Source organism: Streptosporangium canum (assembly GCF_900113865.1).
GTDB classification, from domain to species: Bacteria; Actinomycetota; Actinomycetes; order Streptosporangiales; family Streptosporangiaceae; genus Streptosporangium; species Streptosporangium canum.
On record NZ_FOQY01000025.1, the window covers coordinates 1 to 17593 of the forward strand.

Below are 17593 nucleotides of genomic sequence, written 5' to 3' on the forward strand. Positions count from 1 at the left end.
TGTGGTCGCTGTTCCTCGCACTCAGATGGTGATCTCCATGAGACTGACACAGGAACGCGCCCACCATCTGATCGCCGAGCTCGAGCAGACCGCCTGGCAGAGGCTGAGCTGTGGAGACGGAGCCCACGGTCCGCGGCTGTACGACTGGGCGAGTGTGGATATTCGACCCTTGCGCGAGCCGGGAGCAGGGCATTGGCTACTCGCCCGCAGAAGCATCTCCAACCCGGGTGATCTGGCCTACTACATCTGCTTCGCCGATGAACGAACCCATATGGAGGAGCTGGTACGGGTCGCGGGTAGTAGGTGGGCGGTCGAAGAATGCTTCCAGGCGGCGAAGAACGAGACCGGGCTCGATCACTATCAAGTCCGCGGCTACCGGGCCTGGTATCGGCATATAACACTCTGCATGGCAGCGTCCGTATTCCTGGTCCGCCTCCAGCAGGTGGCTAAAAAAGGGGGCCCTCTCTACATCGGCCACTAGGAATGGCGACACTGAGCATCAACGAGATCCGGCGTTTATGGAATCGCGTTGTATTCCACACCGCTCATGTGAAGGACCATGCCCTGAAGTGGTCTGAATGGAGAAGGCGAACCCAACAACGAGCCCGCGACAGCCACTACCGCAGACGTGAAAGACACAACCTGTCGTTGCAGTACTAGGACGCACCGGCTCCGCTGGATTTCGCCGGTGGGCGTTCGTACACCAGGCGCCAGAGGAGCTTGTTGAACAGTTCGCGCTCGTCCGGGGTGAGCGGAGCGAGGAAGGCGTCCATGGCGTTCACCATGGTCGGGGTGAGCTTGTGGCGCAGGAGGGCCTGCCCCTCGCTGGTGAGGCCGATCGCATACTTACGCCGGTCGTCGGGGTTGCGCGCCCGCTGAACGAGGCCGAGCCGCTCCAGCCCGTCGACGACGCTGACCATGGTGGTCCTGTCGATGCCGTGGGTGCGGGCGAGCTGCTGCTGGGACTGGGGGCCCATGGAGTCGATGGCGGTGAGCACGATGAAATCCTTCGACCGCAGCCCGAAGGGCTCTACCGCCGATTCGAAGATCTCGACGAAAAGATCGTTGGCCTTGCTCACCAATAGGCTGGTGGAGCTGGACATAAAGTCCGCAAGGGGAGGATCCGTATTTGGAGAATCAGCGCTCACATACGTCCCTTCAGCGGTCATGTGTTGCATAATGCGCCAAAGTGCCCATATCAAGCATGCTCATATATGGCAAGAGCGTCACACCCTATAGGCCAAGAGTGTCACACGCTGCCATGCGCAGCGCAACAGCCGAATTCAAATCATCAGTAATGCTGATTGACAGGAATGCTGAGGATCTGTGAAGCTGATTAATGTGGGAGGGCGGTGAGGACTCCGCTCAGGGTTCCGCGACCGCCCGGGTGAGGAGACTCCATGTCTGAAGGCCGAGGCGGCACCGACGCCGGCACCACATGGGATGAGGTCCATGAGATCGTGCTCGGCGTGGACCTGTTCGAGGTGGCCGACGAGCAGGAAGGCTGACTGCTGATCCGCTGGGAAACCGCTGATCCGCTGGGAAAGGGGTGGGGCTATGGGTGGAGACGGGAGCGAGCCCGCGCCGGCTCCGGGACTGCTGGCCGAGTCCACCGGCTGGCTGCTCAACGGTGCGGCGCGTGAGGTCACGTCGGAGCTGGAGGAGGTGCTGAAGGGTGACGACCTCCGCTGGCGCGACTACGGCGTGCTCGGCGTGCTCGAAGCGTCCGGCCCGCTCTCGCAGCAGGAGATCGGTCGGCGGCTCGCCGTCGACCGGTCGACGATGGTGCACATCATCGATGTCCTCGAGCAGCGCGGGCTGGTCGCGCGCAGCCGTGACCGGGCCGACCGGCGGGCCTACTCGATCGAGCTGACCGACGCCGGGCGCGCCCTGCTCGTGGAGGTGCTCCATCCGGTGACCGCCGCGGTCCACGACCGCGTGATCGGCAGGCTGACCCGCGAGGATCGCGCCCATCTCAACCGGATCCTCGCGCAACTGGCGGGCGGGGCCTGAGCCGGTGCTATATGAGTGTTTACGAATGATCTGATGTCTGATAGTTTGTAAATATACATATCCATGGAGTCGGGCAAGGGTGGAGTAGCCCGAAGTCGCCACCCTGCGTGAAAGTACATGGCCGGGAGGTGAGCCATGGACATTTCCGTCATCGGTGTTTCGGCTGAAGCCGAAGAGCTCTACCGGTACTTCCTGCGGCACCGTGGCGAGGGGATCGGCTCGGTACGGCAGGCGCTCAACCTGGATCCCGACACGATCGAGGCCGCGGCCGAGGTGCTGGGCCGGCTGTCCCTACTCGACCTCACCGACCGTCACCGCGTGGTGGCGACGGAGCCCAGGATCGGGATCGAGCGCCTGGTGGAGCAGCGCCTGGACCAGCTCAACATGGAGATCCGCCGCGTTCTGGCGGCGCGCGACGCCATCGCCTCCCTCGTGGAGGACCAGCGGCACGGCGAGAACTCGACGCCGGTGCTCGACATCGAACGTGTGGAGGGCCTCGACCAGGTCCGGCAGCGACTCGACGACCTCGGTTTCTTCTCCTACAAGGAGACGCTGTGCCTGCATCCGGGCGGACCGCTCTCGCGGGGTGCCATCGAGACGGCGCTCCCGCTGGATACGCGCTCTCTGCGCCGTGGACTTGCGGTAAAAGCGGTTTATCACCCTAAAGCGCTGGACGATCCTTTTATGGCGGCATATTTACGTGATGTCGTCAGCCTTGGCGGGCAGATTCACATTACGGAAGATCCCATGGACCGCATGCTGATTTTTGATCGCAGCGTAGCGGTTGTGCCGATAAATCCGAAGGAGAGCTCGCGGGGCGCGCTACTCGTACGGGAACCCGGCCTGGTCTCCCAGTTGGTCACCTATTTCGACGGCGTGTGGCAGGCCGCCACCGATCTCCGTGATTTCACCGAGCCTTCCAGCGGCGCGCCACTGCTGTCCGATCTGGAGAAGCGGGTGCTCGCGGTGATGGCGACGGCCGACAAGGACGAGATCGCCGCACGCGAGATCGATGTCTCCGTCCGGACCTACCGTCGTTATGTCGCGGACCTCATGGCGCGGCTCGGCGCCGTCAACCGCTTCCAGGCCGCCCTGCGCGCCAAGGAGGAGAACTGGATCTGACGGAGCGGCGCCGACCGGCCCGCGGCGCGCTCCCGGCCGGCACCGGGGGAGCGGGCTCCACAAGGGACGGCAGGGGTCAGGGGACGTTCTTTCCCGGTCCGTGACGGCCGGCGGTCAGGACATGACAGTCGGCGAGCTCCCAGTGGCTGATCGCCGGGTCGGTGAGAGCCTCGACCGCTTCGGCGCGTATCTGCGCGCCGGTCACGTCCTCATCGGTGTGGACGCGGATCACGACGTCTCCGGTGGCCTGCCTGAGGTCTTTACGCCATCTCTCCGGCAGAAGCGCCAGGATCCGGATCCCGTCGACCGGTGAATCGCCTGCGGGCTCTCCTGCGGTCCGGCGCATCGTCAACTCGACCAACATGGCTGGATGCCTCCGCCTAGTCCCGGGTGGCGCCGGCCGGGCCGACGCGGAAGGGGCACCGGCGGCGACGGCACATCGGATGATACCGGAGGCCGGCGGCTCGACCACGGCGCGGCCGCCGGAACGGCCGGAACGGCCGGAGGTCCCGTCCGCCGGCCGCGTGCGCGCCCCGGGGCGGCGCACCCGTCCCGGCGGGCGCTCGTCTGCGCGCATCGGCGGGAAGCGGCCGGGTGAAGCCGCGACGGCGGGGCCGATTTCCAAGTTGTTTTCATGGAGTTTCACGTGCGAAGGCAGGGTTGAATATGCCGGCGTGCGATTGATTCCGGCCTTTTTCCGAGCCGGGCCATCGGCTGTGAAACGCCGGTCCGGCACGGCGGGGAAATCGCCTCCGGACGGTCTGCGCGGCTGCCCGCGGTTCCGTGCCGCCAGGTGAAAGCACACTCGGAGATGACAGGAGGGAGGCAGGGGCATTTCACTGGGTGTGGATTAGAGGAGATGATCTGATGCTGGTGAGCGCGACCGGCGGTACTGGATTCGTCGGTGCCCATTCGGTTGCGGCGATTGTGGGGATGGGCCACCGGGTCCGCATGCTCGTCCGCGACGTGTCCAAGGTGAAGCGCGCCCTGGCGCCGTTGAACGTCGATCTCGGTGCCGTCGACGTGGTCATCGGAGATGTCACGGACGCGGACAGCGTGGCCCGCGCCGTACGCGGCGCCGACGCCGTGCTGCACGCGGCGTCGGTGTATTCCTTCGACAGCAGGCTCCACCTGAGGATGCGGCAGGTCAACGAACGGGGCACGGAGATCGTGCTCGACGCCGCGCGGCGGGCGGGCGCGGACCCGATCATCCACGTTTCCAGCATCGTGGCGATGTTCCCGGCGCGGGGACAGGTGATCCGTGAGGACTCGCCTGTCGGCCGGCCTCGCGAGACGTACATGGCGAGCAAGGCCGCGGCCGAGGTCGTCGCACGTCGGCACCAGGCCGAGGGAGCTCCGGTGGTGATCACTTACCCGCCCGCCCTGCTCGGCCCGGACGACCCGAATCTGGGCGACCAGAACGCCCGGCTCCGCAGCGTGCTCCGGGGCCTGACGCCTCTGTGGCCTCTGGGCGGGTTCCCGGTCGGCGACGTGCGGGACACCGCGGCGCTGCACGCCCGGCTGCTCGCCTCACCGGGTGACAGGCCGGGCCGCCACTTCGGACCGGGCCGCTACCTCTCCACACGTCAGTACGTGAAGGCGCTGCGTGAGGTCACCGGACGCGCACTGCCGACGATCTTCCTTCCGGCTCGGGGGATGATCCCGGTCGGGCTGTTCGTCGACCTCGTGCAGCGTGTGTGGCCGTGGCACATCCCGGCCGAGTACGGAGCCATCTACACGTGTGCCTGCGCCACGCGGCCGGCCGAGGGCGTCAGCACTCATGGGATCAGTCCACGGCCCGTCGCCGAGACCATCGGCGACACGGTGCGCTGGCTGCGCGAGAGCGGTCACCTGTCCGCTCGGCAGGCGGGTTCGGGCCTGCCGAGCCTGTCGTCTGTAACAACGCAATGACGGGAGATGCCCCCATGAGCGAGCGGACCGCCCGGAGGGCCGGGGCCTTGGGTAACGAGGGGAAGAAACGCCGATGAGCACCTCGGAGCTCGACTTCATTCTCGTGCCCCTGCCCACGCCGACCGAGGAGGGCGTCAACGGACGTCCGGACGAGCAGGCGAACGGGCGTCTCCCCGCGAAGCCACCGGCCCCGCAACCGCAGGTCCGGTCCATGAGCCTGCTGCGCGAGCAGCGTGAGCGGCTGCGCGAGGGAGTCCTCGCCGGCCGCCGCCCGGCGGTCGACCGGCAGCACGCGCTCGGCAAGCGCACGGCGCGGGAGCGGATAGACCTGCTGCTGGACGAGGGGTCGTTCACCGAGATCGACATGTACCGACGCCACCAGGCGCACGGCCTGAAGATCGAGGAGCAGCGTCCGCACACCGACGGTGTGATCACGGGGTCCGGCACGATCCACGGCCGCCGGGTGTTCCTCTACGCCCAGGACTTCACGCTCTTCGGCGGGTCGCTCGGCGACGCGCACGCATCGAAGATCCATAAGGTGATGGATCTGGCGATCTCCACCGGGTCCCCCTTCATCGGGCTGAACGACAGCGGGGGCGCCCGGATCCAGGAGGGGGCGATGTCCCTCAACGGCTACGGCGGGATCTTCCAGCGCAATGTCCAGGCATCCGGGGTGATACCGCAGATCAGCGTCGTGCTCGGGCCGTGCGCGGGGGGAGCCGCCTACTCCACGGCACTGGCCGACTTCACCTTCATGGTCCGCGACACCGCTCAGATCTACCTGACCGGGCCCGACGTCGTCGAGGCGGTGAGCGGCCAGCGGGTCACCCACGCCGAGCTCGGCGGCGCGGAGGTCCACGGCGGCCGATCGGGTGTGGCCACGTTCGTGCACGACGACGAGGAGAGCTGTCTTGAGGACGTGCGCTATCTCGTCTCGATGCTGCCCGGCAACAATCTGGACCTCCCCCCGAGCGCGCCGTCCCGCGACGCGGCCACGGATGTGAGACCCCGGCTGGCCGAGATAGTCCCGGTCGAGCCGAACAAGTCCTACGACATGCGGCAGGTCGTCGCCGAGCTGGTGGACGACGGGGACTTCCTCGAACTGCATGAGAACTGGGCGCCGAACGTCATCTGCGTGCTGGCCCGGATCGACGGTGACGTGGTCGGCGTGGTCGGCAACCAGCCCATGGTGATGGCCGGGGTGCTGGATGTCGCCGCGGCGCAGAAGGCCGCACGGTTCGTGCGGTTCTGCGACGCCTTCAGCATCCCGCTGGTGACGCTGGTCGATGTGCCCGGTTTCCTGCCGGGCACCGATCAGGAGTACGCGGGGATCATCCGGCATGGCGCCAAGCTGTTGTACGCCTACTGCGAGGCGACCGTGCCGCGGATCCAGGTCATTTTGCGCAAGGCGTACGGCGGGGCCTACATCGTGATGGACTCGCGTTCCATCGGCACCGACCTCTCGCTGGCGTGGCCGACGAACGAGATCGCGGTGATGGGCGCCGAGGGCGCCGTGAACGTCATCTTCCGCAGGGAGCTGGCCGCCGCCGCGGACCCCGCCGAGCTCCGCTCGGAGCTGGTCGCCGAGTACTCCGAACAGCTCGTGCACCCGCACTACGCCGCTGAGCGCGGCCTGGTCGACGACGTGATCGACCCGGTGCAGACGCGATCCGCGGTCGCCCGGGGGCTGGCGATGCTGCGCGACAAGCGCAAGCAGCCGCCGCAGCGCAAACACGGGAACGTGCCCCTGTAGACGGCGGATCACGCCGGCCGGACCACGCCGGCCGGATCACGCCGGCCGGACCACGGCGGGCGGACCACGCCGGCCGGACCACGCCGGGCGGACCACGGCGGCCTGTGCGCGGCCGCCGTTCCGTTCGACCAGTAGGGGCGGCCGGCTGATCGCGCCGGCATGAGAACCGGTACGGCGGCCGGCAGTGCCGGGATCACGACACCCACCACCGCTGAGGCCGCCGGCGGCCTCACGCTCCTTCGGACCTCCCGGGCCGTCTCCGGGCCTCCGTATCGCGCGCCCGCGCCGCCTCCGTGCACCCCGCGCCGCCTCCGTGCACCCCGTGCCGTCTCCGGCCCGGCCCCTCCGCCCCTTGGGCGCCCGTGCCGTCCGGTAAACCTCAGCGGCGTCTTCCGGACCCCCGCCACCGTCCTGGTGGCGGGGGTCCGGGCCTTCCGCGCCGCCTCCGGGCCTTCCCTGGCGCCCACACGCCGGCGCCCGTACGTCCCGGTCGTCTCTTACCGCCCGCGCGGCCTCCGAGCTTTCCTGGCGCCCGCACGCCTTCGGATCGTCCCCGTACCGCCTCGGCCTGTCCGGTCGCCGTCGGGCAGGTGGCTGCCGCGTCCTTTGCCCCGGAAGGCGGACGGCTGCCGCGTCCCTTGTCCCGGAAGGCGGACGGCTGCCGCGTCCCTTGTCCCGGAAGGCGGACGGCTGCCGCGTCCCTTGTCCCGGAAGGCGGACGGCTGCCGCCCAGTCCCGCCACCGGCGGTCATCCCCTTCCCACCCGGTACTTGCGGGCCGTCCGGCGGCCCTATGGCAGGAAGCGGCCAGCGGCAGGCAACTTGCTGCCTTTGATCTGCCTGGTCCACGGGCTGTGGAGAGCGCAGAGTTGGTTGTGCGAGAACAAATAAACAGCCCGAGAAAATGGACCAGGAAATGAAGATCCCAATCTTCTCACCAAGCAGTTTCAATGTCACTACAACATTTCCGGCAACAATTGCCGCCGGCGCCGTCTCGTGTTCCGCCGTCATCGGCGGCCACTCCGCGCCGGCCGCCGCGGGCGACCCCTGGAACGCCGAGTCGCAGGTCGCTGCCGCCGGCATCCCAGGGAACTCCGCGTCCACCGACGGCACTACCCGGGACTAGGAGGAGGTATCCACTCATGTTGGTTGAACTGACGATGCGGCGGACCGGAGGAGAGCCGTCAGGTAATTCGCCGATCGACGGAATCCGGATCCTGGCGCTTATGCCGGAGAAGTGGCGTAAGGACCTCAGGCAGGCCACCGGAGAAATAGTCATCCGGGTCCAGACCGATGAGGACATAACAAGTGAGCAGATCTGCGTCAGGGTGGTTGCGATTCTCACCGACCCGGCGGTCAGCCACTGGAAGCTCGCGACATGCCACGCATTGACCACTGAGAACCACGAATCAAAGGAGGCAACCCATGATTACTCCCGTTTTGCAGACTGGAGAGTGCAGCGTGTGGTGGGCGGACCCGCGGGACCAGCCGACCGACGTCCTGACCAGCGTGCTCAGTGGAACTGAGCTGAAGCGGGCCTCGACCTACCACCGTGACCAGGATCGGCGCCGCTTTCTCACGGCGTGCTGGCTGTTGCGCACCACCGCGGCGGCCCAGCTCGGTGTCTCTCCCGCGGACGTCGCCGTCGAGCGGCGGTGCCCGGACTGCGACAAACCGCACGGCAAGCCGTACGTCCGGAGCGTGGGGATCGAACTGCACGTCTCCGTCTCCCACGCGGGAAACCGGGTCGCGGTGGCCTTGAGCACCGCGGGGGCGCTGGGGGTCGACGTGGAGGAGGTGCCCACCGGCCCGGTCGACGGGCTCGCGCAGTGCGCGCTGTCGCCGGCCGAGCTGGCGATCCTGCAGGCGCTCCCCGAGCACAAGCAGAACGCTGCCTTCGCCCGCATGTGGGTATGTAAAGAAGCAGTCCTCAAGGCGACAGGCCACGGGCTGCGGATCCCTCCGGACCAGGTCGAGGTCAGCAGTCCACAGGAAGACCCCGCACTGCTCGGCTGGCCGCTGGACATCCATCCAAGTACGGTGCAAATCCACCCCCTTGACCCTGGTGGGGGGTACGCCGGCGTCGTCGCGGTCATCGCCGGCGACCTCCCGATCACAGTGGCGGAGTCGGACGCCCTCGACCTTCGGCCGATCCGGCTCTCCGCCGCGGTGAGCATGGCCGCCTGACAACTCTTGACCAGACCGGTAAAAGGCTGCTGAATGAATATGGAAAGTCACGGACGGCAAGGTGGCCGGCCTGCGGACATAATGTGCTTACAGGTCCGATTTCTGCATTATTCAAGGCAGCCTTAGAGTAAAGGAGAGGAAGCTGACCTGCCGTGAAAAACCATTTCGTCTTGATTCCCGGCCCGTGGATGGGCGCCTGGGTCTGGGAGCCGGTGACCTGCGGCCTGCGCACGCTTGGTCATCATGTCCGCCCGATCACGCTGTCGGGCCTGGCCGCCCCTGACACCGATGTCTCCAGTGTGGGCCTGGCCACCCATGTCGATGACGTGCTGTCACTCCTGGAGGCCGACGACCTGAGAGACGTCATTCTCGTGGGACACAGCTATTCGGGCATCGTGGCCGGTCAGGTCGCTGACCGTGCCCCCGGCCGGGTGGCGCGCACCGTGTTCGTCGAAGGGTTCCTGCCCCATGACGGTGTGTCGATGCTCCAGGCCTTCCCGGAACGCCAGCGTGCCGGCGAGCTCCAGTTGATCGACGAGAACCGGGGCCGCTGGCCGGTCCCGGACGCCACGGTCGTGGCCGACGGGCAGGACCTGTCCGTCGAGCAGGCGCGGTGGCTGGTGGAGCGTTTCGTCGGCCACCCCGGGCGCACGCTGTCCGAGCCGGCCGTCCTGACGCGGCCGCTCGCACAGCAGCGGGCAAGTTACGTCATGTGCGAGATGGAACACTTCGACGGCAAGGTCTCCGACGACGTCGCGGCCATGCGCGCCGAGCCGAACTGGGACTTCCACACTCTCAAGACCGGCCACTGGCCGATGGTGTCGGCCCCCGAGCAGCTCGTCGCGCTGCTCGCCGGCATCGCCTCCCAGCAGAACTGACCGGGTGCGGTCGAACCGGTCCGCAGCAGGTCCGGCGTCCGGCCCGCAGGAGGCTCAGCGTCCGCCCTGGCCGCCCGCCAGGGACAGCGCCGGCTGCCCGCCGAGGACGACGGCGACCCGCGTGGCCGGGGTCTCCTGGTGGCCGCGCGCGCCGCTGACCATGAACTCGTAGATATGCCCGCGCTCGGCGGGCAGCTCCAGGCTGTCGGCGAGTATCGGCAGCGGTGATCTCTGGAAGCCCTGCCCGGCGGTGACGTCACGCCAGTAGAGCCAGTATCCGCTCGCGCCGAACACGTGGGGCCACGAGACGCTGATGGACGAGCCGTGCGAGGTGGCGGTGATACCGGCCGGCGGGGAGATCGCAAGCGGGTCGGCCGTACGGGGGACCGGGTCGAGGAAGTCGATCCGGCCGTGACCGAACACCGACGAGAAGCTGTCGGCGAACGCTTTAGCGATCTTGAACTCGCCGACGCTGTTCGGGTGGAGACCGTCGTAGGTGTCGCTGCCGGGGTCGTAGACGCTGTTCAGGTCGACGAGGACGACCGCCGATCGAGCCGTCGACATCGCCGCCAGCGTGGACGGCAACCCCTCGTTGTACGCGGCGATGACGTCCGCCAGGCCGGGGCTGGAGTCCAGCGGTGTGCGATGCACGACGTTGGCGACCAGGAACTGGACATCCTGATTGGCGTCGCGGGCCCGTCGGACGAAAGTCACGAGGTCCGCGGTCAACCGGCCGGGACCGGAGACCCCCCAGGCCAGGTCGTTGAACCCGAGCTCGACCATGAGGTGGCCGGCGCCGTGGGCGGCGACGGCGTCCCGGATGTTCTCCTTGGCCTCGTGGAGCAGGCGGCCCCATCTCGCGTAGTGCCTGCTGTCGCCGAAGTCGATCCCCGGCCGGTAGCGGCCGTTGTGGACGGGGTCCGCCGTGCGGGCGGGACAGTCGCCCGGCCGGCTCGCGGGCAGCACCGAGGTGCCCGTCTCCGGCCCGACGAAGCGGACCGGGAACCCATGCCTGCCGAAGTTCTGCGACAGCCGGTACCGCCAGGTGTAGTCGCCCTCCAGGCCATGGCTGATCGAGTCCCCGACGATCATTATGTTCGGGTCTGTGCCTGGGATGGCATGCCTCCGGAGTCGATGGGGGATGTGAACGGACAGGCCGGCTCCGCCGTCCGTCACCTGCCGGTCGGCTGGTCCCGCCGTCCGTCGTCCGCCGGGCGGGCGCGCCCCGTGTCGCCGGGCGTCACCCGCCGTCTGCCGGGCGGGTGCGCCATGTCACCGGATGCGTCACCCGCCGGCTGTCGTCCGCCGGGCGGGCGCGCCGTGTCATGGGCGTCACCCGCCGTCTCCTCACCTCACGCATGCGCGAGGGCGCAACCGCACTGCATCGCGGCGCGCTCGGACGCGCGGGGGCGCCGGTGGAGGACCATCGCCACGACCATGGGCAGGAAGACGATCGCGTTGTAGAACAGGTGAAGTTCCACCCGGGGCACGATGAGCTGGATGATGCTGGTCGGCGCGGGACGGCCCAGCAGGTTGGAGCCGGTGAGCGCCTGCAGGAGCAGGAGCAGGTGCTCGAAGTGGTGCCACACCTGGATTCCGAGTGACAGGTTCCACCACGTCCGCGACCTGCCGGTGAAGCCCTTCCTCAGCAGGATCAGGCCGATCAGCATCAGCAGGGCGTAGCCGTAGTGCATCCACTCGGACTTCACGAGCCAGGGGAACGGCACACCCAGCACGCCGCGCGCCTCGGGGAGCGGCCAGCCCAGGACGTACAACTGGATCGCCTGGACGACGTGCTCCGCCCAGTGGGCCACGACTATCGCCAGGTAAAGACCCAGCGCTGCCTTGTGATATCGGCTGTTGAGAGCTGATACCCGAATGTGGGAATGACGAGCCGGAGCCGTCTCGGTTGCCATGGCGGACCTCGATCCCAAGAATCACGACCGTCTGTTCGCCGTGCGTTTCACGGCGTGGTGGGCTCTGCCCTCGCCCCGCGTTTCCCGCGGCGGCACTGTAAAGCTGAATGCCTATTCTTGTCGGCAGGTCAGGACGGTGTCTTCTTGGAGTTTGCTGTCTTTCCCGATGCCGTTTCACCGGGTGGCGGGGGACCGGAAGGCGTCCCCGGCGCCCGCGGGATCCGGGATCACCGACGGAGGCGCACACCGTGAAGTTCCGGCGGCCCGCGCCTCCGGCGGGAGGTGAGCCCGCGCCGCGTCCTCCCGTGGCGAAAACGCCGGTGGGGCGCGTGGGGCCTCGTAGAATGACCCGATGGTTTCCCCCGAGAGCGGTCCCGAGGTGAGCGACGCGCTGCGAGTGCTGCACCGCGTCTTCGGCTACGACTCGTTCCGGGAAGGGCAGCAGGAGATCATCGACCACGTCGTCGGCGGCGGTGACGCGCTGGTGCTCATGCCGACCGGTGGCGGCAAGTCGCTGTGCTACCAGATCCCCGCCCTCGTGCGCAACGGCGTCGGCGTCGTCGTCTCACCGCTCATCGCCCTCATGCAGGACCAGGTCGACGCCCTGACGGCTCTCGGTGTGCGGGCGGGGTTCCTCAACTCCACGCAGGACCACGACGAGCGCCGGCAGGTCGAGGCAGCCTTCCTGGCAGGTGAGCTGGACCTGCTCTACCTGGCGCCGGAGCGCCTGAGGGTCGACTCGACGCTCCGGCTGCTCGAACGCGGCACGATCTCGCTGTTCGCCATCGACGAGGCGCACTGCGTGGCCCAGTGGGGGCATGACTTCCGGCCCGACTACCTCGCGCTGTCCACGCTGCACGAGCGCTGGCCCGCCGTGCCCCGCATCGCCCTGACGGCGACCGCCACCGAGGCCACCCACGCCGAGATCGCCTCCCGGCTGAACCTGGAGGAAGCCCGCCACTTCGTGTCGAGCTTCGACCGCCCGAACATCCAGTACCGCATCGCGCCGAAGAACGAGCCCAAGCGGCAACTGCTCAAGCTGCTGCGCACCGAGCACCCCGGGGACGCCGGCATCGTCTACTGCCTGTCGCGGTCCTCGGTCGAGAAGACCGCCGAGTTTCTGGTGCAGAACGGCATCCCGGCGCTGCCCTACCACGCGGGGCTCGACGCGCGCACCCGGGCCGCCAACCAGGCGCGGTTCCTGCGGGAGGACGGCCTCGTCATGGTCGCCACCATCGCGTTCGGCATGGGCATCGACAAACCCGACGTGCGATTCGTCGCCCATCTCGATCTGCCCAAGTCCGTCGAGGGCTACTACCAGGAGACCGGCCGGGCCGGACGTGACGGCCTCCCCTCCGTCGCCTGGCTGGCCTACGGGCTCCAGGACGTCGTGCAGCAGCGCAAGATGATCGACACCTCCGAGGGCGACGAGGCCCACCGGCGCCGCCTGGGCACCCACCTCGACGCCATGCTCGCCCTCTGCGAGGCGGTCGAGTGCCGCCGCGTGCGCCTGCTCGCCTACTTCGGCCAGGACAGTACGGCGTGCGGCAACTGCGACACGTGCCTGACGCCACCGGAGTCGTGGGACGGCACGATCGCCGCCCAGAAACTCCTGTCGACCGTGCTCAGGCTCCTGCGCGAGCGGCGCCAGAAGTTCGGCGCGGGCCAGATCATCGACATCCTGCTCGGCAGGAAGACGCCGAAGGTCACCCAGTTCGACCACCACTGCCTGACGGTGTTCGGCATCGGCACGGAGCTGGGCGAGGCGGAGTGGCGCGGCGTGGTGCGCCAGCTGCTGGCCCAGGGCCTGCTGACCGTCGAGGGCGACTACGGCACGCTGCTGCTCACCGAGGCGAGCGCCGAGGTGCTGAGCCGGCAGCGCCAGGTCCTGCTGCGACGTGAGCCCGAGCGGGCGGCCCGCAGCAGATCCGAGCCGTCGGCACGGGCCGGTGGGGCCCGCCGTGCCGCCCCCGCCGATCTGCCCGAGGAGGCCGTGCCGGTGTTCGAGCGGCTCCGCGCCTGGCGCTCGGCCACCGCGAAGGAACAGGGCGTGCCCGCCTACGTGATCTTCCATGACGCGACCCTGCGCGAGATCGCGACCGGGGCCCCGTCCTCCCTGGCCGAGCTGGGCGAGGTGAGCGGTGTCGGCGAGAACAAGCTGGCGAAGTACGGCCGGCAGATCCTGGACACCCTCGCGCGAGATGACGTCGAGCCCGATCAGGCTCTCACCCTCCCCTGACATGGCCGGCCGGTTCCCGTAAGGATGTGGCCCTCCTTACGGGAACCGGCCGGGGCTGTCTCGCGCGGCCCCCCGACCGGCGCGTTCAGAAGGTGGCGCGGGGCCACCGGTTCAGGAGGTGGCGGAGGACCACCAGGCAGCGGTGTCGGGCTCCAGGATCGCCTGGAGCCCGTCGCAGTGCGTGTCGCCGCTGGACAGCAGCAGCGTGCCGGGCGACTCCAGGACGACGGGTTCGGCGCCCAGGTTGACCGTGCACAGCAGTCCCGGCTCGCGGGTGAAGAAGAGGGTGTCCGGCGGCGAGTCCAGCCACCGCATCGTCCCCCTGCCCAGGGCCGGGTGCGTACGGCGCAGCCGCACGGCGCTCCGGTACAGGTTGAGGAAGGACCCGGGGTCGCCGAGCTGCGGGATCACCGCCTGCCCGCCCCACTCGCGGGGGATCGGCAGCCAGCTCGGGTCGGCTCCCGGCGGGGAGAATCCGGACGACGACTCGCCGTACGCCCACGGGATCGGCACGCGGCTGCCGTCCCGGCCGCGGTCCGCGCCGGCCGTACGGAAGAAGATCGGATCCTGCAGCACCTCGTCGGGAAGGTCGAGGACCTCCGGCAGGCCGAGTTCCTCGCCCTGGTAGAGGTAGACCGAGCCGGGCAGCGCCATGGTGAGCAGGGTGGCCGCACGCGCCCGCCTCGCCCCCCGCTCCCCGCCGCCGTAGCGGGTGACGTGGCGCACCTGGTCGTGGTTGGACAGCACCCAGGTGGTGGGCGCGCCGACCAGGTCGGTGGCGGAGATCGAGGCGTCGATCACCTGGCGCAGCGGGCCGGCTCCCCAGTCGGCGGCGAGGTAGTGGAAGTTGAAGGCCTGGTGGAGCTCGTCGTCCCGGACGTAGTTGGCCAGCCGGACGGGGGAGGGCGGCCACACCTCCGCCACCCCGATGCGCTCACCCGGGTAGGAGTCGAGCAGCTGCCGCCAGGAGCGCAGGATCTCGTGCACGCCGTCCTGGTCGAAGAAGGGCAGCGGGGCGCGGCCGAGCAGCTTCAGCTGGCCGGTGAAACCGGCGTCGGGCAGCCCCTCAGCCTTGACCATGCCGTGGGCCACGTCGACGCGGAACCCGTCCACGCCGATGTCCAGCCAGAACCGCATCACGTCCTCGAACTCGGCGCGCACCTCGGGGTTGTCCCAGTTGAGGTCGGGCTGCTCGGGAGCGAAGAGGTGGAGGTACCACGAGCCGTCGGGCAGCCTGGTCCAGGCGGGCCCGCCGAAGCTCGACTCCCAGTCGTTGGGGGGCTGGGCCCCGTCCTGCCCGCGCCCCGGCCGGAAGACGTAGCGGTCCCGGGCGCCGGGCTCGTCCCGGAGGGCCTCGGCGAACCAGGGATGCTCCGAGGAGGTGTGGTTGGGCACGATGTCGATGAGCACGCGCATGCCCAGGCCGTGGGCCTCGCGGACGAGGGCGCGGGCGTCGTCGAGGGTGCCGAGCCGGGGGTCGACGGCGCGGTAGTCCGCCACGTCGTATCCGCCGTCGTGCATCGGGGAGGGGTAGAACGGGGTGAGCCAGAGGGCGTCCACACCGAGGTCGGCAAGATAGCGCAGGCGGCTGCGCACACCCAGCAGATCCCCGATGCCGTCCCCGTTGCCGTCGGCGAAACTGCGCACGTAGATTTCGTAGATCACGGCGTCGCGCCACCATTCGGAGGCCGGGGGCGCGGACGGGACGGGTGACGGGGCGGCACACGGGGCGACGATCGGTTGCGTCACTTGTGCTCCTTGCAGGTGGGGACATCAAGCCCGGCTGTGTGGGGACTCCGGCGGGCCGTACCCGCTGCCGTGGAGGATCGGTGATCTCCGCGATCACGTACATGCATGTTATGCATTCACGTTACATAGTCGTCAAGGGGGTGTAACCGTGGATTCGCCGTACTCATGCGGAGTTCCGCGTCCGCGCGGGGCCCGCGCCTGCCCGGGAGCCGCGTCCGCACGGGGGCCCGTGCCTGCCCGGGAGCCGTGTCCGGCCGGTGCCGCGGCCTGCCCGGAGGCCGGCCGTCCGCGCCGGACCGGGAGCCGATCTCCGCGCCGGACCGGGAGTGGATCCCCGTGCCGGACGGGCGGCCGATCTTCGCGCCGGCTCAGGAGCCGATCCCCGCCCCCGGTTTCACTCATGTCGCAGGCGTGACTACTCGTTTCACGAACAAGCTGCCGACATTCTGGAATGATCGCGTCCATATCCTGTCGGACATCGAGACTGACGGACAGTGACTGATGCCCCCCATCGATCAAATCACCGCCTTCACGTCGGACCACCCGGTCGGAACGGTCATCATCTGCGTGGTCGCGCTGGTCCTGCTGGGCCTGGCCTATCTCGCGCTCCGCGCCGTCTACCGTGCCGGTAACCGCTTCTTCCACCGTTTCGTCGCCCCCCGCCCGGCCGAAGACATCCTCACCATCGTGGCCGCGAGCATCGCCACGGGCGTGTCCGCCCAGGGCATGTGGCGCTTCTCCGGCGACGTGCTCGGCTTCGACGGCCCCCTGAGGCTCCTGCTCTTCGCGTTCATCGAAGTCGCCGTGATCACCAGCGCCGTACGGGCCCGCCGCAACATGAGGGAGAACTACTCCGCCGGCATCGACGGCATCGCGGTCTGGACGCTCACCGGGCTGTCGGCGGTGCTGTCGAGCATGGACGCCCGCAGCCTCGCCGAGGCCGTGTTCCGGCTCGCCGCCCCGCTGGTGGCCGCGTGGCTGTGGGAGCGGGGCATGGCGATCGAACGGCACCGCATCACCGGGCGCGCCCGCATCAACTGGCGGATCACCCCCGAGCGCATGCTGGTACGGGTCGGGCTGGCCGAGGCCAGCGACCGTACCGCGAGTGAGGTGGACGCCCATCGGAGGCTGACCCGTGTCGCGCTGGCGGCCAAGCGCGCCCGCGCCCTCCGCGAGGCGGGCGCGTCCGACCGGAGGATGCGCGCGGCGCTCACCAAGCTGGACCGCGCGATGGACCAGGCGGTGGAGCACACCGGCCTGGCGGTCGACGCGAGCCGCCAGGAGGCGCTGCTGTCCCAGATCGGAGCGCTCTACAACACCTCCGCTCTGATCGACCTGAGCCCGCCCGTCCCATGGGCCCCCGAGCCCGAGGGGCCGCGCGTCTCCCCGGCCCTGCCCGCCGCCGGGTCCTACGACGAGGACGAGGACGAGGAGGAGGCCGAGGTGGTGGAGACGGCCCTGCCGGTCGTCGACACGGCGCAGCGCGCGGCCCTGATGCGCGCGGCCCGGGAGTACTGGGACAAGCAGATCGAGCGGAAGTTCGTTCCCCGCGCCTCCGACATCGCCCACGAGACCGGCATCACGCTGGCCACCGCCCGCGAGTACCGTGCCCTGTGGAAGCTGGAGCCGCGGGCGCACGCCCTGATAGAGGCCGCCTACAACGAGCACGGGATCGTCGACACCGGCACCTTCCCCGCCATCGAGACGCCGGAGCGCGTCCTGACGGTGAACGGCTCGTCGCCCGCCCCCTGAGCCTGCCTGGTCCCCGCGGGCCGTCCGGCCCACCGAGGTCGCTGAGGCCGGGCACCCGTGACTCCGGTCCCCGG

14 protein-coding genes are annotated in these 17593 nt (G+C 69.1%); 9 read left to right on the forward strand and 5 right to left on the reverse strand.

Annotated features, from left to right (window positions below):
* Positions 1-481, forward strand: a 481-nt coding sequence (locus BM085_RS29390) for an IS701 family transposase (RefSeq protein ID WP_425443282.1), incomplete at its 5' end; no start/stop codon positions are given.
* Between the two features lie 175 nt (positions 482-656).
* Here the strand turns inward: BM085_RS29390 and BM085_RS29395 are convergent.
* Entirely contained in the window at positions 657-1079 is a 423-nt protein-coding gene (locus BM085_RS29395) for a MarR family winged helix-turn-helix transcriptional regulator (protein ID WP_177245340.1), read from the reverse strand.
* Positions 1080-1557: 478 nt separating this feature from the next.
* Between BM085_RS29395 and BM085_RS29400 the strand changes: the two genes are divergently transcribed.
* Positions 1558-2013 carry a MarR family winged helix-turn-helix transcriptional regulator gene (locus tag BM085_RS29400; RefSeq protein ID WP_093890127.1) on the forward strand — a complete coding sequence of 152 codons (456 nt, stop codon included), beginning with the start codon at positions 1558-1560 and terminating at the stop codon, positions 2011-2013.
* Positions 2014-2148: 135 nt separating this feature from the next.
* On the forward strand, positions 2149-3135 hold the full coding sequence (locus BM085_RS29405; protein WP_093890128.1) for a helix-turn-helix domain-containing protein: 987 nt from the start codon (positions 2149-2151) through the stop codon (positions 3133-3135).
* A 76-nt stretch (positions 3136-3211) separates the two neighbouring features.
* Here BM085_RS29405 and BM085_RS29410 read toward each other — a convergent pair whose 3' ends face one another.
* Positions 3212-3499, reverse strand: a complete 288-nt coding sequence (locus BM085_RS29410) for a hypothetical protein (RefSeq protein WP_093890129.1) — start codon at positions 3497-3499, stop codon at positions 3212-3214.
* A gap of 503 nt (positions 3500-4002) precedes the next feature.
* Here BM085_RS29410 and BM085_RS29415 point away from each other — a divergent pair.
* From BM085_RS29415 to BM085_RS29435, 4 genes are all read left to right on the forward strand, one after another.
* Positions 4003-5046 (forward strand): NAD-dependent epimerase/dehydratase family protein, encoded by a 1044-nt coding sequence (locus BM085_RS29415; protein ID WP_093890130.1) that lies wholly within the window; start codon positions 4003-4005, stop codon positions 5044-5046.
* 73 nt (positions 5047-5119) lie between these two features.
* Positions 5120-6799, forward strand: coding sequence for an acyl-CoA carboxylase subunit beta (locus tag BM085_RS29420; protein ID WP_093890131.1), 1680 nt, complete (start codon positions 5120-5122; stop codon positions 6797-6799).
* Positions 6800-8223: 1424 nt separating this feature from the next.
* Positions 8224-8985, forward strand: coding sequence for a 4'-phosphopantetheinyl transferase family protein (locus tag BM085_RS29430; RefSeq protein WP_093890132.1), 762 nt, complete (start codon positions 8224-8226; stop codon positions 8983-8985).
* A 152-nt stretch (positions 8986-9137) separates the two neighbouring features.
* Positions 9138-9863, forward strand: coding sequence for an alpha/beta fold hydrolase (locus tag BM085_RS29435; RefSeq protein ID WP_143121122.1), 726 nt, complete (start codon positions 9138-9140; stop codon positions 9861-9863).
* Positions 9864-9917: 54 nt separating this feature from the next.
* On the opposite strand, the gene BM085_RS29440 is transcribed toward BM085_RS29435, so the two are convergent.
* Both BM085_RS29440 and BM085_RS29445 read right to left on the reverse strand, forming a co-directional pair.
* Positions 9918-10955, reverse strand: a complete 1038-nt coding sequence (locus BM085_RS29440) for an SGNH/GDSL hydrolase family protein (protein ID WP_093890134.1) — start codon at positions 10953-10955, stop codon at positions 9918-9920.
* 260 nt (positions 10956-11215) lie between these two features.
* Positions 11216-11677 carry a hypothetical protein gene (locus BM085_RS29445; protein ID WP_245789765.1) on the reverse strand — a complete coding sequence of 154 codons (462 nt, stop codon included), beginning with the start codon at positions 11675-11677 and terminating at the stop codon, positions 11216-11218.
* A 454-nt stretch (positions 11678-12131) separates the two neighbouring features.
* Between BM085_RS29445 and recQ the strand changes: the two genes are divergently transcribed.
* Positions 12132-14018: a DNA helicase RecQ gene (gene recQ, locus BM085_RS29450; protein WP_093890136.1), complete on the forward strand. Its 1887-nt coding sequence runs from the start codon at positions 12132-12134 to the stop codon at positions 14016-14018.
* Positions 14019-14129: 111 nt separating this feature from the next.
* On the opposite strand, the gene BM085_RS29455 is transcribed toward recQ, so the two are convergent.
* Positions 14130-15767, reverse strand: coding sequence for a glycoside hydrolase family 13 protein (locus BM085_RS29455; protein WP_093890137.1), 1638 nt, complete (start codon positions 15765-15767; stop codon positions 14130-14132).
* 501 nt (positions 15768-16268) lie between these two features.
* Between BM085_RS29455 and BM085_RS29460 the strand changes: the two genes are divergently transcribed.
* Positions 16269-17519: a hypothetical protein gene (locus tag BM085_RS29460; RefSeq protein ID WP_093890138.1), complete on the forward strand. Its 1251-nt coding sequence runs from the start codon at positions 16269-16271 to the stop codon at positions 17517-17519.
* Positions 17520-17593: the final 74 nt, after the last annotated feature.

Bases quoted from the DNA above. Each gene is read 5' to 3' on its own strand.
- BM085_RS29415 (WP_093890130.1), top strand. From the start codon at position 4,003: ATGCTGGTGAGCGCGACCGGCGGTACTGGATTCGTCGGTGCCCATTCG.
- recQ (WP_093890136.1), top strand. From the start codon at position 12,132: ATGGTTTCCCCCGAGAGCGGTCCCGAGGTGAGCGACGCGCTGCGAGTG.
- BM085_RS29410 (WP_093890129.1), bottom strand. From the start codon at position 3,499: ATGTTGGTCGAGTTGACGATGCGCCGGACCGCAGGAGAGCCCGCAGGC.
- BM085_RS29420 (WP_093890131.1), top strand. From the start codon at position 5,120: ATGAGCACCTCGGAGCTCGACTTCATTCTCGTGCCCCTGCCCACGCCG.
- BM085_RS29440 (WP_093890134.1), bottom strand. From the start codon at position 10,955: ATGATCGTCGGGGACTCGATCAGCCATGGCCTGGAGGGCGACTACACC.
- BM085_RS29430 (WP_093890132.1), top strand. From the start codon at position 8,224: ATGATTACTCCCGTTTTGCAGACTGGAGAGTGCAGCGTGTGGTGGGCG.
- BM085_RS29405 (WP_093890128.1), top strand. From the start codon at position 2,149: ATGGACATTTCCGTCATCGGTGTTTCGGCTGAAGCCGAAGAGCTCTAC.
- BM085_RS29460 (WP_093890138.1), top strand. From the start codon at position 16,269: ATGCCCCCCATCGATCAAATCACCGCCTTCACGTCGGACCACCCGGTC.
- BM085_RS29400 (WP_093890127.1), top strand. From the start codon at position 1,558: ATGGGTGGAGACGGGAGCGAGCCCGCGCCGGCTCCGGGACTGCTGGCC.